Genomic DNA, 14,752 nt, shown 5'->3' with positions numbered 1-14,752 from the left:
CATGCGAGACGTCGCGATCGTCGCCTTCGCCCAGACCGACCACGTACGCAGCAGCGAAGCGCTCTCCGAGGTGGAGATGCTCATGCCCGTGCTCCACGACGTCCTCGGACGGACCGGGCTGCGCACCGGCGACATCGGCTTCACCTGCTCCGGCTCCTCCGACTACCTCGCCGGCCGGGCGTTCTCCTTCACGATGGCCCTCGACGGGGTGGGCGCCTGGCCGCCCATCGCGGAGTCGCACGTGGAGATGGACGGCGCCTGGGCGCTGTACGAGGCATGGGTCGAACTCCTCACCGGCGAGGCGGACACGGCCCTCGTCTACTCCTACGGCAAGTCCTCGCCCGGCTCCGTCCGCGACGTGCTCACCCGCCAGCTCGACCCCTACTACCTCGCGCCCCTGTGGCCCGACTCGGTCGCCCTGGCCGCCCTCCAGGCCCAGGCGCTCATCGACGCGGGGGAGACGGACGAACAGGCCCTGGCCGCGATCGCGGCGCGCAGCAGGACCGACGCCGAGGACAACCCCCACGCCCAGCTCCGCGGGCCCCGCCCCCAGGGCGACTACGTGGTACGGCCCCTGCGCACCGGCGACTGCCCGCCCGTCGGCGACGGCGCCGCGGCGGTCGTCCTCGCCGCCGGCGACAGGGCCCGGGAACTGTGCGAGCGCCCCGCCTGGATCCGGGGCATGGACCACCGCATCGAACCGCACGCCCTCGGCGTACGCGATCTCACCGACTCCCCCTCGGCCCGGCTCGCCGCCGAACGCGCCGGAGCCTTCGAGCGGCCCGTGGACACGGCCGAACTGCACGCCCCCTTCACCTCGCAGGAGGTCGTGCTCCGCAGGGCACTGCGTCTCGGCGACTCCGTGCGCGTCAACGCCTCGGGCGGCGCCCTCGCCGCCAATCCCGTCATGGCCGCGGGCCTGGTACGCATCGGCGAGGCCGCCGCCGCCGTCCACCGCGGCGCCTCCCACCGCGCCCTCGCCCACGCCACCTCCGGCCCCTGCCTGCAGCAGAACCTGGTCGCCGTCCTCGAAGGAGAGCCACATGTCCGCTAGGGAGCCCGTGGCCGTCGTCGGCGTCGGCCAGACCAAGCACGTCGCGGCCCGCCGCGACGTGTCGATCGCGGGGCTCGTCCGTGAGGCAGCGCGGCGGGCCCTCGACGACGCCGGCCTCGGCTGGGCCGACGTCGACGCCGTCGTCATCGGCAAGGCGCCCGACTTCTTCGAGGGCGTGATGATGCCGGAGCTGTACCTGGCCGACGCCCTCGGCGCCGTCGGCAAGCCGATGCTGCGCGTGCACACGGCCGGCTCGGTCGGCGGCTCGACGGCCCTGGTCGCCGCCAACCTCGTGGCGGCCCGTGTCCACCGGACCGTCCTCACCCTCGCCTTCGAAAAACAGTCCGAATCGAACGCGATGTGGGGACTCTCGCTGCCCATCCCGTTCCAGCAGCCGCTGCTCGCGGGCGCCGGCGGGTTCTTCGCCCCGCACGTGCGCGCCTACATGCGCCGCAGCGGCGCCCCCGACACCGTCGGCTCCCTCGTCGCGTACAAGGACCGCCGCAACGCGCTGAAGAACCCGTACGCGCATCTCCACGAGCACGACATCACCCTGGAGAAGGTGCAGTCGTCACCGATGCTGTGGGATCCGATCCGTTACTCGGAGACCTGCCCGTCCTCGGACGGCGCCTGCGCGATGGTCCTCACCGACCGCGCCGGAGCCTCCCGCGCGCCGCACCCCCCGGCCTGGGTGCACGGCGGCGCGATGCGCAGCGAACCCACGCTGTTCGCCGGAAAGGACTTCGTGTCGCCGCAGGCCGGCAAGGACTGCGCCGCGGACGTCTACCGCCGGGCCGGCATAGCGGACCCGCGCCGTGAGATCGACGCCGTCGAGATGTACGTCCCCTTCTCCTGGTACGAGCCGATGTGGCTGGAGAACCTGGGCTTCGCCGCGGAGGGCGAGGGCTGGAAGCTCACCGAGTCCGGTGTCACGGAACTGGACGGCGACCTGCCCGTGAACCCGTCCGGCGGGGTCCTCTCCACGAATCCCATCGGGGCCTCGGGGATGATCCGCTTCGCCGAGGCCGCCCTCCAGGTGCGGGGACTGGCCGGCGCGCACCAGGTCGACGGGGCGCGGAAGGCACTCGGCCACGCCTACGGCGGCGGGTCGCAGTTCTTCTCCATGTGGCTGGTCGGCAGTGAGCCCCCGGCGACCTGAGCGCCCGGCGCGGAGCGCGGCGAGGAGGCCCGGCGCGCGGCCCCGCCGGCCCTTCCGGCGGGCGGCGGCGAGTCCTCCCGCGGCGGCCTGTCCGCGACCGGCCCCGATCGCTACGCTGACCCCGACGACGAACCGGGAGGAGTAGGGACGTGGCCGAGACCATCACCACGGAGCAGCCGCTTTCGGGTTGGGACAAGCCGGAGCTCGACCTCAGCCAGGCCGACTGGCAGTCGGGGAGCCACGGGGCGGGCGACGTCGAGATCGCCTTCGTCGAGGGCTTCATCGCGATGAGGAACGGCGGCCGTCCGGGGAGCCCGTCACTGATCTTCAGCCCGGCGGAGTGGCGCGCCTTCGTCATGAACGCCCGGCACGGGGAGTTCGACCTCACCTGACCGCACGCCCGGAAGGCGGCCCGTGCGTGATGCGCGATGGGCCGCCACTCCGGGCACACTCCTTCGATTCGAAGGGCGACCCGCCAGAGTCGCCTTGCATCCTCGCCTGCAGTGGTGGCGGCAAGAGGTCGTGTCGGCCGAGTGCGGGACCACTCCGCACGCGGCCTAAGCTGCGGATCATGACCCCAGAACGCGACCTCGGCCGGCTGCTGACCGGCATGCGGCCCGAACTCAACCCCGGCCGCTACGTCTTCACCACCGTCACCGGGGCGCCGCCGTCCGGCCTCGCACCCGTGGTCACCGTCGCCGAGGACGAGGGCCTGACCCTCGTCCTGCGCCGGGAGGAGGCCGACGCCGCGGGACTGGGCTACGACTACGTCGCCGGCTGGATCACCTTGCGAGTGCACTCCGCGCTCGACGCCGTCGGGCTCACCGCCGCGGTCGCCACCGCCCTGGCGGACGCGGGCATCAGCTGCAACGTCGTCGCAGGCCACCACCACGACCATCTGTTCGTTCCGCACGAACGGGCCGACCAGGCCGTCACCCTCCTGCAGGAGCTGACACGGCGCACGGGCTGACGCCACCGGCCCGGGCGCGACCTGCCGGACGGCCCGCTCCGGCGTGTCGCGGGCACCTGCGCCCGGTCGGCGGCACCGGCCACCGGGCACGTACCATGTCGGCATGTCCTTCCTCCGCCGCCGCAGCGCCTCAACCCCCGCGGGCCCGGACTTCGACGTCCTGGCCATGGACCCGGGGGACTGGCCCGGCAATCTGGGCGCCGGGCTGCTGCCCGCGCCCGACGGCAGCTGCCAGGGCGTCTTCCTGCGCTACGACCTGTTCGGCGGCCGGGGACCCGCGATGATCATCGGCAATCTGCCGGAGGGCTCGCCCGCCCGCGAGGTCGCCGAGGGCCAGGCCCCCTTCGAGGTGGCCCAGCTGCTCGCGGCGCTGGACAACGACGAGGAGGTCACGGTCGTCGGAGCCGAGGACGTCCCCGTCATGCAGGGCGACAACCTGCTGATCGTGCGCAGGATCAAGCTCTCCGAGGGCCGGATCTCCTGCGTGCAGTTCGACCGCAGCGACAACGTCCTCGTCACCATCGCCAGCTGGGACCGGCCGATCACCGACGATCTGTACGCCCTGCTGAAGCCACTGCCCGCGGAACTCTTCCAGCAGGGCTGAGCCGGCACCCCCCGGCCGGGCGGCGGGCCGGAAGAGCGGGGCGAGCAGGACGAACCCCGCCGGGGCCGCCCCGCCCGCCCGTGTACCCGCAGGTCAACCTCCCGGGCCCGGCTTCGTACCCCCGCCGCGGCCCGCGCCCGGTCCTCGGGTCCGGTCCTCGCGCCCCGGTTGACCGGCCGGGACCTCTCCTCCGCGAGGGGCCCGACCGCCCGGAGGGCCGTACGGACCCGGGACCCGGTCCCGCCCGGCCGACCAGCGACCCGGCCGCTCCGCACACGAAGGAGCCGCGCGCACGTGACCTCCGGACGTCCGGTCAGAGCCGCACGGCCCCCGCCGCCCTCGTGCCGGAGCCGGATCCCACGACCGCTCCCGCCGCCGATCCGGCGCCCGGCCACGGCTCCCCGGCGCCCGTGGCCGCACCCGGCCGGAGCAGACCGACGACTCTCGCCGCCGACATCCCCAGCGCCAGGGGCCCGTCGACGCGCAGCGCCGAGCCGGCGCCGGACCGCACGTCCTCCGCGCCGTAACGGCGCACCTCCCGATGCCAGTTGAGGATGCCCGCGATCCAGTCCTCCAGTTCCCGCACATAGCTGTCGAGTGCCGCCCTGCCCCGCGAGTCCAGGGCGAACTGCTCGTGCAGCAGCGGGAGTTCATGCTCCTTGACATGGAGGAACTGGCCCAGCCGAGACCGCATCAGGTCGTCGACGATCGCGACGGCGGCCTGGTATCCGCAGCCGAAGAAGTTCTGCACCACCAGCACACCGTTGTGCAGCTCGCCCTCGACCTCGATCTCCTTCTGGTACGAGAAGAGGTCGTTGATCAGACAGGCGTAGTCCGACGCGGAGTTCTCCAGGCTCCGCATGGTCCCCGAACCGTAGATCTCCGGAGGCAGCTCCCCCTCGTGCCGCAGCCGGCACAGCATCATCGTGAGGTCGCAACCGAAGGTGCGGCGCCGCATCTCCATGTAGTCCACGGGGTCGGGCACCCGGTGCTGCGCCTGGTTGTGGAGCTCCCACAGCCAGCTCTCCAGCATCACGTCCAGCGCGCGCCGCAGCCCCGCCCGTGCCTCGGGACCCATCGGACCGGCCGTACGCGCCCACAGGTCCGCGAGCGAGCGCTCCATGGGACTCACCGCGACCACCTCGCCCGACTCCGGATCGTCGAGCGGCATGCAGGCCGTCAGCCGGTCAGTGCAGGCCTTCGCGCCGAGGAGGTCGCCGGTGCGGCCGAACACCAGCGGGTAGTAGTCGTCCCCGTACGTGCCCCACGTCAGCCACTCCGCGCTCAGCTCCAGCTCCTCGGGCGTGGCGTCCGGGTCGAGCCCCGCCGAGCAGAGCGCGAAGTCGAAGCCGGTGAGCATCGCCTCGTCCCAGATGTCCCCGAGCAGCCCCATCCGCTTCGCCCAGGCGACCGACCTGCTGCGCGCCTCCTCGTGGTGCGGACTGAGCGTCAGCGGGAACGGGCAGTCGAAATCGGGCAGCAGCGACGGCCCCGTCGACCGGTGCGGCACATGCGTCAGTCCGCGCAGCCGCGCCGCTGCCGGCCTGCCGAACAGCGTCCTGACGTCCAGGGCCGACGTCCCGAGCACCCCGTCGAACAGCGAAGGCCCCGTCACCGCGCCCTTGTTCATGTAGCGGCTGGACCGCAGATGCCATTCATGGCCGCCGGACTGCCAGTCCTGCAGGCCCTTCGTGTACGCGGCGACCGCCGCGCACTCCGCCGGGTCCAGCCCGTTCTCCACGCAGAGCGCCGGAACCTCGGTGAGCGCGGTGTTCTCGAACTGCTGCAGCCGCGAGGTCAGCAGGTCGTTGACCGCGTCCGCCGCCTCCTGGGTGGAGCAGCCGAGGAACTTCTCCAGCACGAGGACGCCATTGCTGTTCTCGCCCTCCTCACCGACCTCGCGCTCGTACGAGAACAGGTCGTTGCGCAGGTGCACCGCGTCGGAGAACGCGTCCCGCAGCACCTGCATAGGCCGGGAGCCGGCCACCCGCTCGGGGACCTCCGCGCCCGCCGCGTACTCGACGAGCCCGGCCGACCACGGCGCACCACCGACCTTGCGGCGCATCTCGACGTACTCGACCGGGTTGGCGATCCGGCCCTGGTTGATGTTGTGCAGCTCCCACAGCGACTCGTTGAGCAGATGCTCCGTCGCCTCGGCGAACCGGGCCCGCCAGGCCGCGGACATGCTCGGCACCGTCCGCGCCCACAGGTCGGCGAGTCCCGCCTCGACCTGGTTGGTGGGCTCCGGGAAGCCCTGCCCCGGGTCCGACGGCATGAACGCGGGCAGCCGGTCCAGATAGGCCTTGCCGCCCGCCGTGTCACCCGTGCGCTTGTAGACCTCCAGGAAGTGGTCGTCGAAGAAGAACACCCACACGTACCAGTCCGTGACCAGCGAGAGCGCCTCCGCCGAACAGTCCGGATGCGTGTAGGCGCACAACAGGGCGTAGTCGTGCGCCTCGAGGTCCTCGAGCTCCCAGACCCCCGACCCCTCCAGCATGCCCATGCGGCGCGCCCACTCGCGGGTGTGCCGGCGCGCCGCGTCGACATGGGGGTTGAGTCGGGCCGGATGAGGGACGTAGAAGTCCGGCAGTCGGAAGGGCTGTGCCATACGTGCCCGGCCTTTCGGTGTGCGTCCGCGCGCGAGCCGCGCGGACCGGTCGGCGTACGGGCGAGCCCTACCCGTCGCCTTTCCGGACCACGCGGCCCCGATGATCACCCGTCCGGATGAACCGGTCGCGCGCCGCCGGCCCTACCGGCGCACGACCCGCACGTCGGAGGCCTTCACGAAGGCGACCCGGTGACCGAACTGGATCTCGTAGTACCGCTCCTTGCCGCGCACCACCGTGTGCTTGGACGCGTCGAACGTCGTCGCCCAGTAGTACTCGCCCGGGGTGCTGCCACCCGTCACGTACCGCTGTCCCGAGAGCAGCTTGTACGGCAGCGGCGTCACCGCCTGCACCGGCACTCCCGCCGGGTACGCCGACGCCTCCGGATAGGCGCGCCCGTACACCGGGATCTGAGCCAGGCCCTCGCGCGGGGTGACGAGCGCGGCCCGCGCGCCCACCGCGGTCGGCTCGGTGCGCGGATTGTGGAACCAGGCCTTCTGGCCCAGGTACCAGATGGCCGTCCAGTCCCCGCGGCGCTCCGCCACGGCGTACTGCTGCCCCGTCGTGGCCCGGGCGCCGGTGTCGTTGACACCCGTCGTCGAGTCGCCGCCGTTCGGCCGCAGCCCGATGTCCTTGACCAGCGGTGCCGAGGCGTCCGGTGCGGTGTGCAGCCGGACCGCGCCCGAACCGTGCGGTGCACACGTGTCGCCGGCCTTCTCGCAGCCCGTGTACACCGGCTGGTGCCGGTCGTAGTCGGGACGGATGGTCACCGCCGAGGCGCCCGGTCCCGCGGTCGGCACGAAGGGCCGTCCCAGCAGGGTGAAGTAGTGCGCCCAGTCCCAGAACGGTCCCGGGTCGGTGTGCATGCCGGCGATGGTCGACGGCAGCGTGCCCGGCACGTTGTCGTGGCCGATGATGTGCTGCCGGTCCAGCGGGATGTCGTACCGCTTGGCGAGATACCGCACCAACCGCGCAGAGCTCCGGTACATCGCCTCCGTGTACCAGGCGTCCGGGCTGACGAGGAAGCCCTCGTGCTCCAGTCCGATCGACTTGGCGTTGACGTACCAGTTGCCGGCGTGCCAGCCGACGTCCTGCAGCCGCAGATGCTGGGCGACATGACCGTCCGAGGACCGCAGCGAGTACTGCCACGACACGTACTCCGGGTCCTGGACCAGCTGGAGGGTGGTGTCCCAGGTCGCCTCGGTGTCGTGGACGACGATGTACTCCACCGACTGCGACGCGGGCCGGTTCGCCTTGTCGTGGTTGCCGTAGTCGCCCTCGCCGAAAGGCTCGTACGGCGCGGGGATCCACTCGCAGGCCACGGTCACCGGACACACGGTGAGCGCCCGGTCCGCGGTGCGCAGCCCGAGGCGGGCCACGGCCGAGGTGTCGGGACGCAGCCCCTCCTGGGCCCTCAGGGACACCCGCTGGCCGCTGTCCGTGGTCCGGTCCTGACCGGTGCGGATGACGTCGAACACGTCGTCGGCGTACGTCGTCGCGGTGGCCGTGTCGTCGGCACCGGAGAAGCGTGCGACCGCCCCGTACCAGTCCGCCGCGGAGCCACCGGGCGCCCGTCCGAGCTTCCGCTGGGCGTCGGCGAGCAGCGCGGCTCCGCCCCGGATGTTCGCCGCCGTGTTCGTGCGCAGCTGCTCGGCCGGGATTCCGGTGAGGTCCGCGGCCCGCTCCAGCGTCTTCAGGCGGGCCGGCAGTGCGGCGCGTTCCAGGACGGGTGTCCCGTCACTCGTCCGCGGCGCACGGGCCGCGTCGCCACGGGCGTCCTCCGCGCCGTGCGAATGGTGCGGAGCCTCCGCCAGGGCCGTTGCGGCGTCCGTCAGGTGCATCGGCCCGTATCCGCCGGTCACGCTCGGGGCGCCGCCGTGTCCGTCCCAGCGCGACTGGAGGTACGAGACACCGAGCAGCACGCTCTGCGGCACCCGGTACTCGGCGGCCGCGTCGGCGAAGGCACGTTGGAGTTCGTCGGAGGGCGCTGTCTGCTCCGCGGTGGCGGACGGAGCGGCCGAGGCCAGCGTCAGCAGCAGCGCCGCGACCACCGCCCCCCGCCTGCGAGCACGTCTCGGTCGTACGAGGGCGGATGCCTGCAATGCAGCCTCCAGTGACGGATGGTGCGCGAGGGACCCGTACAGGGGTAGCGGCTCCCGGACGATCCGTCAATGAGGCTCAGCGGCCCGGAAGTCCACGTCAGGGACGGGCGGGGCGCGGCCTGCGGCGCGTCAGAGGAATGGACCAATGATCTTTGTTGAGGGGCCGTCAGGGCACCGGCCGGCCGGGCCGTGGCCCGGCTGCGGGAACACGGCCGCGCGGCCGGTCGGCGCGACGGCGCGACGGCGCGACGGCGCGACGGCGCGACGGCGCGCCGACCGTGCCGCCGGGCCCGGGCCCGGGCCCGGTCACGGCCGACGGTCGGGGCGTCCGGGGCCGCGTTCCCGGCCGCGGACAACGCCGGGATCAGCCCGGCGGCACGACCGCCACGGGGCAGGGTGCGTGGTGCAGCGCGGCATGGGCGACGGAGCCGATCCGCGTGCCGATGGGGGAGCGCCGCGCACGACGGCCGACGACCAGCAGCAGAGCACGGGCCGTGGCGGACAGCAGTACCTGTCCCGCACTGCCGATCTCGACGTGTTCCGTCACCGGCACCTCGGGGTAGCGCTCGCGCCAGGGCTTCAGCGCCTCCGCCAGCGCCTTCTTCTCGAAAGGCTCCAGGCCACCCGCCTCGTCGGCGAGGCGCATCGACCCGGGGCTGTACGTGTAGAGGGTCGGCAGGCTCCACGCGCGCACCGCACGCACCCCCACTCCGTGTGCGGCAGCGGTCTCGAAAGCGAATCCGAGGACCGCGTCGCAGTCGTCCGGTGTGCCGTGCTGGCCCACCACGACCTCGTCGCCCTCGCGGGGTTCGGGGATCGCGCCCCGGTCCTGGTCCTCGGCTGCCGGCGCACGAACGGCGACGACGGGCGAGGCGGCGGAAGCGATCACCTGCTGGCCGTAGGAGCCGACGATGAAGCCGACGATCGCTCCGTGACCCCGGGAGCCGAGCACCAGCATCGACGTGCGCTCTGACTCGTCGAGCAGCGCCGCCACCGCCGTGTCCGGCACCACCTCGGCGGACACCTGCAGTTCGGGGTACCGGCGGGTGATCTCCGACTCCGCCTCACGCAACAGGCTCTCGGCCGACCGTGCCTGTGCCTCGCGGTCCTGGACGATCGGAACGTCGAGGGGCTGCCACAGCCATGCGTGCGCCAGACGGAGGGGAAGCCCGCGGAGCGCCGCTTCGCGGGCAGCCCAGTGCACCGCGGCCCGGCTCTCCGGCGATCCGTCCACTCCTGCAGTGATGGGTCGGGCCATGGGGTTGTGCCTCCTGTCCGGGGTCCGGGCTCGACCGCGCGGGCCGCCCTCGGCATGTCGGTAGCGCCGGGCCGGCACCGCGCGCGGGCGGATCGGCCGGCCCTCGACCTCGGACCCGTCCCGCCGTGCCGCCCGGACCGGCTGCGACCGGTAACGAGTTCCCCCGCGTAGGACTCGCTACACCTGGCATAACGGCCCGTCCTTCTGTGGCGGGCAGCCGGTCCGCCGGGCAGGTGACCTCGGGCCGCGGCCCCGCCCGGGTGTGAGCGGACCCCGGCGCACCCGTCAACCCGGGCGCGGCATGACGTCGGCCCACGACAGAGCGCTGTGCGTCCAGTGTGTCGGCACTGGGCGCACAGCGCTCTTCCCCCTCGTCGCGGTCAGCGTGTGCCGACCGCCGCGCGCACGGCCCGCCGTGCCAGCGCGCAGTCATCGTGCAGCCGCCGCAACAGCAGCCGCTGCTCCTCTCCGGAGGAGATCCCGGCGTGCGGTGACGGGACCGAGCCGGCCGGAGGTGCCTCCCGCATCGTCCGCTGCACCGCCGTCTCGTAGGTCCTGATCTCCCGGGTCAGCACCAGCATCAGATTCACCAGGAAGGCGTCACGTGCCGCAGGGCCCGACTGCTGCGCCAGCTGGCTGATCTGCCGTCGCGCCACCGGCGCGTCGCCGAGCACCGCCCAGAGCGTCGCCAGGTCGTACCCCGGCAGGTACCAGCCGGCGTGCTCCCAGTCGACGAGCACCGGACCCGTCGGCGCGAGAAGGATGTTCGACAGCAGGGCGTCGCCGTGACAGAACTGGCCCAGCCCGCCCTGTCGTCCTCCGGAGTGCGCCAGGCCGTGCAGCAGCTTCTGCAGGTCTCCCAGATCACGGTCCGTGAACAGCCCGAGCTCGTGGTACCGGGCGATCCGCGACGCGTAGTCCAGCGGAGCGTCGAACATCCCGGCCGGCGGCCGCCATGAGTTCAGCCGGGCGATGGCCCCGAGCGCGGCGCGGACGTCCGCGCGCGGCGGTGCCTCGGAGGGATGCCGGGCGAGCGCGGCCGGACGGCCGGGCATCCGCTCGATGACCAGTGTGCAGTTGTCCGGGTCCGCGGCGATGAGCCGGGGCGCACGCACCGGCGGCCGGTGCCGGACGAACGCACGGTATGCCGCTATCTCGTGCCGGAACCGCTCCGCCCACGCCGGCGACTGGTCCAGTAAGCATTTGGCGACGGCCGTGGTCCGCCCCGTCGTGCCGACGAGCAGCACCGAGCGACCGCTCCTGCGCAGCACCTGCACCGGGTTGAACTCCGGGCAGATGCGGTGCACCGAGGCGATCGCCATGCGCAACTGGGCGCCCTGGGGGCCGGACAAGTCGATCCTCCCGCTGAGCGGCTGGCCGACCGCCCCCGGCCACCGCCGGGACCTGCCGGTCGTGGAGGGCTCGAGCAACGGCCCGCCGCCTGCCTGCAGGGAGCGCGGGCGGGGCGGGGCGGACACGGAGGACGATGCTGTGTACATGGGCGATACAGATCCCTTCGTGTGCCGACAAGTCGCGTGCGCGGCCCTGCCCCGGAAGCCTTCGGCACCCTGGGGAATGCGGTCTCGCTCCCGGGGCGGGGTGGCGCTTTCCTACCTGACACCCGGCCGCGGGTGGCACACCATCTGGCGGACCCTGGCGAACCCTGGCGAATAGTCGCGGCGCATCTGACAGGGGGTTACTGTCAACTCAGCCGAGAACCTGGGGGCTTGACGTGACCGGAGAACCCAACACCCGTCTCGCGGACCTGTTCGGCCTCGCCGGCTGGTCCAAGGGCGAGCTCGCGCGGCTCGTGAACCGGCAGGCGGCGGCCATGGGCCATCCGCAGCTGGCGACCGACACCTCGCGGGTGAGGCGCTGGATCGACATGGGGGAGTCCCCCCGCGATCCCGTGCCGAAGGTGCTGGCGGCTCTGTTCACCGAGCGACTCGGCCGTGTCGTGACCATCGAGGACCTCGGGTTCGTACGGCACGGGCGCACGCGCAAACGAAGGGAGGCCGGCGGTGCCGGCCATCCCGACGGCCTGCCCTGGGCACCCGAACGTACGGCGGCGGTCCTCACCGAATTCACGGGAATGGACCTCATGCTCAACCGACGCGGCTTGGTGGGCGCGGGCGCCGCGCTCGCCGCAGGCTCCGCACTCAGCAGCGCCATGTACGACTGGCTGCACACCGACCCCGCTCTCGCCACCCACGCTCCTCGCGTCCACGACCCCCTGCACGCCGACCCCGCTGGGTTCGACCGCTACGAGGCCGCCCCCATCGGGTCGCAGGAGATCGACGCACTGGAGCGCTCCGTCGAGGTGTTCCGCGCCTGGGACGCGTCCCGGGGCGGCGGACTCCAGCGCAAGGCCGTGGTGGGCCAGCTCAACGAGGTGGGCGGCATGCTCGCCTACCACCACCCCGACCATCTCCAGCGGCGCCTGTGGGGCGTCGCCGCCAACCTCGCCGTACTCGCCGGCTGGATGTCCCACGACGTCGGCCTCGAACCCACCGCCCAGAAGTACTTCGTCATCGCCGCCCACGCGGCACGCGAGGGCGGCGACCGCCCCCGCGCCGGCGAGGCCCTCTCCCGGGCCGCGCGCCAGATGGTGCACCTGGGCAGGCCGGACGACGCCCTCGACCTGATGAAGCTGGCCAAGTCCGGTTCCGGCGAGGAGACCCTGCCCCGCACGCGGGCGATGCTGCACACCATCGAGGCCTGGGCGCAGGCCTCCATGGGGCGGGCCCAGGCCATGCGCCGGACCCTGGGCGAAGCCGAGGAGCTGTTCGTCTCCGACAAGGGTGACGTACCGCCGCCGAGTTGGATGCAGATGTTCGACGAGGCGGACATGCACGGTATGCAGGCGCTCGCCTACCGCACCCTCGCCGAGCACGACCCGGCCGCCGCGGGCATCGCCCAGCGCCATGCCAAGCAGGCGCTGGAGCTCAGGGAGGGCGGCCGTCAGCGGTCCAAGATCTTCGACTACATCTCCATGGCGTCGGCGTGCTTCATCGCCGACGACCCGGAACAGGCCGACAGGTACGCCCGGCTGGCGTTGGTGTCGATGGGGGAGACCTCGTCGCACCGCACCTGGGACCGGCTCCGGGAGATGTACCGCCTCACCGGTCAGTTCTCCGGTTACGCGAAGATCGAGGACCTCCGTGAGGAGATCCAGCACGCGATGCCCAACAGCCCGGCCAAGAGCACGCGGAGCGCCAGGATCTGACGGCCGGGATCTGAGGACGTCGCTGTCCGAGGACGTTGGGATCCGGGCGAGGCCAGGACCGGGACGTCGCCGGGATTGGGGCATTGTGAGGATCCGGGCGGGAGGGTCCGCGGACCTGTCGGAGTCCGGCCGCCTTCCGCTCAGGGTGGGGCCGCAGGCGTGGCGGTGGTGCCGGACGGACGGTGTCACGGAGGAGACGGAAGCAGCGAAGTCACAGTCACCGTTCCCGTGCGAGAGGTACGGGAGGCACGCGAAGCGCATGCACCCTTCGACTACGGCCGGATGCCGCCTCGGCCGCGCACCCGACACCGCGCCTATCGACCGACCCTGACCACCATCACACAGGCGTCGTCCTGACGCTCGCTCTCGCCGAACTCCTCGACGATCAGGCGCGCGCACTCCTGGACGCTCCGGGCGACGGCGATCTCCGGGGCGAGGGCGAGCAGACGGTCGCGTCCCGAGCTGTCATGGGCGGTGCCCGTGCCCCTCGTCAGCCCGTCGGTGTGCAGAACCAGCACATCACCGGGCAGCAGGCCGACCTCGGCCTGCTCGTACGCTCCGCCGGGCGTCGCGCCCAACAGGACGCCGTCCGGCTGAGGCAGGGCGCGCCCCGTCCCGCCGCGGAACAGCAGCGGGGCAGGGTGTCCACCCTGCGCCCAGGACAGCAGCCGGGTCTCCGGGTCGTAGTGACAGCACACCGCGCTGCCGAGCGCGGGTTGCGCCGAGGCGTCCAGCAGCCCGTTGAGATGGCCCATCAGCGGGCCGGGGCGGATGCCCGCCAAGGCCAGAGCACGCAGGGCGCCCAGCAGCATCGCCATGGTGGACGTCGCGGCGATCCCCTGACCGGTCAGATCGCCCACGCTCAACAGCGCTCGTCCGCCGGGCAGTTCCTGGGCGTCGAACCACTGGCCGCCGTGGAACGTGCCCTGTGCGGACGGGAGCTGATGGCCTGCAAGCTCAAGTGTCGTCGGACCGCTCGCGGGGAGGCTGAGTGCTCCGCGCCACGGCGGGAGGACCGCCTCGTGCATGTCCGCCGCGACACGGCGCTCGGTCCGGTCGACGTGCTGTCGCCGGGCGAGCGAGCCCTGGGATTCGCGCACCGCGCGCTGGGACCGTCGCAGCTCGCTGACGTCCCGGAGGACGGCCCACATCGAGGCGGTGCAGCCGTCGGCGTCGAGGACGGGCTCGCCCATCATGTGGAGCGTACGGACCCGTCCGTCGGTGCGGACGATGCGGAACTCCCCGTCGATCGGCTTTCCGTCGACCAGGCAGTCCGTCACCATTTCCGTGAGCAATCCCTGGTCCTCGGCGAACACCATCGAGGGCAGCTCGTCCAGGGTCATCGGGTCGCTGCCGGCGGGCCGCCCGAAGATCTGGTGCAGTTCCTCGGACCAACTCACCTCGTCCGTCAGTAGATTCCACTCGGCGCTGCCGACCCGGCTCAGCAGGGAGCCCTGGCGCGGTGGCAGGTCGTCGTGGGGGGCGTCCTGCGGATCGAGGAACTCCTCGGGCTCCGGCAGGACAGGGAGCCCTTCCTTGAGCTGGCCCAAGTGCGCCCCGAGATCGTCGAGCTGATGCACGGCCAGGTCACAGAGGGCCCGCTGCCAGCGTCCCTGGGGATCGTCCTCGTCCACCACCGCGTCGCGCCGCACCGCGTCCACGTCTCCGCGCAGCCGTCGGGTCTGCGAGATCAGCTCGTCCACCGAGCCGCGCCGTGGAGGCTGCGGGGCAGGACGATCCGCGAACAGATGGGACGGCATGTCGTACTCCGAT

At 72.6% G+C, this 14,752-nt stretch carries 11 protein-coding genes; 6 read left to right on the top strand and 5 right to left on the bottom strand.

Annotated elements, in window-relative coordinates; translation table 11 throughout:
• Nucleotide 1: 1 nt before the first annotated feature.
• The 5 genes from BLT82_RS05890 to BLT82_RS05870 all read left to right on the top strand — a co-directional run bounded on the left by BLT82_RS05890 (nt 2) and on the right by BLT82_RS05870 (nt 3,787).
• Nucleotides 2-1,054: a thiolase domain-containing protein gene (locus tag BLT82_RS05890; protein ID WP_093652764.1), complete on the top strand. Its 1,053-nt coding sequence runs from the start codon at nt 2-4 to the stop codon at nt 1,052-1,054.
• Nucleotides 1,044-2,213 (top strand): thiolase domain-containing protein, encoded by a 1,170-nt coding sequence (locus BLT82_RS05885; RefSeq protein WP_093652763.1) that lies wholly within the window; start codon nt 1,044-1,046, stop codon nt 2,211-2,213. Before BLT82_RS05890 ends, BLT82_RS05885 begins: the two co-directional genes overlap by 11 nt.
• Nucleotides 2,214-2,362: 149 nt before the next feature.
• Complete coding sequence (locus BLT82_RS05880; protein ID WP_093652762.1) at nt 2,363-2,605, top strand: DUF397 domain-containing protein; 243 nt, start codon at nt 2,363-2,365, stop codon at nt 2,603-2,605.
• A gap of 179 nt (nt 2,606-2,784) precedes the next feature.
• The gene (locus tag BLT82_RS05875; protein WP_093652761.1) at nt 2,785-3,183 is read left to right on the top strand and encodes an ACT domain-containing protein; all 399 of its coding nucleotides are present in this window, start codon (nt 2,785-2,787) and stop codon (nt 3,181-3,183) included.
• Between the two features lie 103 nt (nt 3,184-3,286).
• On the top strand, nt 3,287-3,787 hold the full coding sequence (locus BLT82_RS05870) for a hypothetical protein (RefSeq protein ID WP_093652760.1): 501 nt from the start codon (nt 3,287-3,289) through the stop codon (nt 3,785-3,787).
• Nucleotides 3,788-4,100: 313 nt separating this feature from the next.
• Here BLT82_RS05870 and BLT82_RS05865 read toward each other — a convergent pair whose 3' ends face one another.
• The 4 genes from BLT82_RS05865 to BLT82_RS05850 all read right to left on the bottom strand — a co-directional run bounded on the left by BLT82_RS05865 (nt 4,101) and on the right by BLT82_RS05850 (nt 11,252).
• Nucleotides 4,101-6,395 (bottom strand): terpene synthase family protein, encoded by a 2,295-nt coding sequence (locus BLT82_RS05865; RefSeq protein WP_093652759.1) that lies wholly within the window; start codon nt 6,393-6,395, stop codon nt 4,101-4,103.
• 141 nt (nt 6,396-6,536) lie between these two features.
• Nucleotides 6,537-8,444 carry an N-acetylmuramoyl-L-alanine amidase gene (locus BLT82_RS05860; RefSeq protein ID WP_093652758.1) on the bottom strand — a complete coding sequence of 636 codons (1,908 nt, stop codon included), beginning with the start codon at nt 8,442-8,444 and terminating at the stop codon, nt 6,537-6,539.
• A 415-nt stretch (nt 8,445-8,859) separates the two neighbouring features.
• Nucleotides 8,860-9,753 carry a universal stress protein gene (locus BLT82_RS05855; RefSeq protein ID WP_093652757.1) on the bottom strand — a complete coding sequence of 298 codons (894 nt, stop codon included), beginning with the start codon at nt 9,751-9,753 and terminating at the stop codon, nt 8,860-8,862.
• A 380-nt stretch (nt 9,754-10,133) separates the two neighbouring features.
• Nucleotides 10,134-11,252 carry an aminoglycoside phosphotransferase family protein gene (locus BLT82_RS05850; RefSeq protein ID WP_093652756.1) on the bottom strand — a complete coding sequence of 373 codons (1,119 nt, stop codon included), beginning with the start codon at nt 11,250-11,252 and terminating at the stop codon, nt 10,134-10,136.
• A 233-nt stretch (nt 11,253-11,485) separates the two neighbouring features.
• Between BLT82_RS05850 and BLT82_RS05845 the strand changes: the two genes are divergently transcribed.
• A complete protein-coding gene (locus tag BLT82_RS05845; protein WP_093652755.1) occupies nt 11,486-12,979 on the top strand; it encodes a DNA-binding protein NsdB in 1,494 nt (497 codons plus the stop codon).
• A 314-nt stretch (nt 12,980-13,293) separates the two neighbouring features.
• Here the strand turns inward: BLT82_RS05845 and BLT82_RS05840 are convergent, their stop codons facing one another.
• On the bottom strand, nt 13,294-14,739 hold the full coding sequence (locus BLT82_RS05840; protein ID WP_093652754.1) for a PP2C family protein-serine/threonine phosphatase: 1,446 nt from the start codon (nt 14,737-14,739) through the stop codon (nt 13,294-13,296).
• Between the last annotated feature and the right edge of the window lie 13 nt (nt 14,740-14,752).

Origin of the sequence: Streptomyces wuyuanensis (assembly GCF_900103455.1) — a bacterium.
Lineage (GTDB): Bacteria > Actinomycetota > Actinomycetes > Streptomycetales > Streptomycetaceae > Streptomyces > Streptomyces wuyuanensis.
The sequence above is the reverse complement of the archived record's forward strand: the minus strand, read 5'-3'. Positions and strand labels throughout refer to the sequence as shown.